This window comes from Acinetobacter sp. CY73 (assembly GCF_059515865.1).
Genome location: NZ_JCAKMZ010000047.1, coordinates 13,963 through 14,210, shown reverse-complemented (window position 1 = coordinate 14,210; position 248 = coordinate 13,963). Strand labels below are relative to the sequence as shown.

Genomic DNA, 248 nt, shown 5'->3' with positions numbered 1-248 from the left:
AGTGATATGTGAAGCTGACCAATACTAATTACTCGTGAGGCTTGACTATACAACACCCAAACAGTTGTTGTATAAAAGCTCAATTGATTCGATATTCATCAAAATAGCTTGATTCAGTAAGCCGTTAGTATCACAATATTCAACTCAGATATATCTGTTAATAACTTCTTTGACCCAGCAACGGCATACATCAAACGATGTGAATAAGACCCAAGCAAAGTCACAACAGTTGTGCTGGCGACAATAGC

At 37.5% G+C, this 248-nt stretch carries 1 rRNA gene (running past one end of the window); it reads left to right on the top strand.

The window, feature by feature from the left end:
- Positions 1 to 233 precede the first annotated feature (233 nt).
- A 5S ribosomal RNA gene (gene rrf / locus AC5YD2_RS15425) occupies positions 234 to 248 on the top strand; it runs 110 nt beyond the window's last position.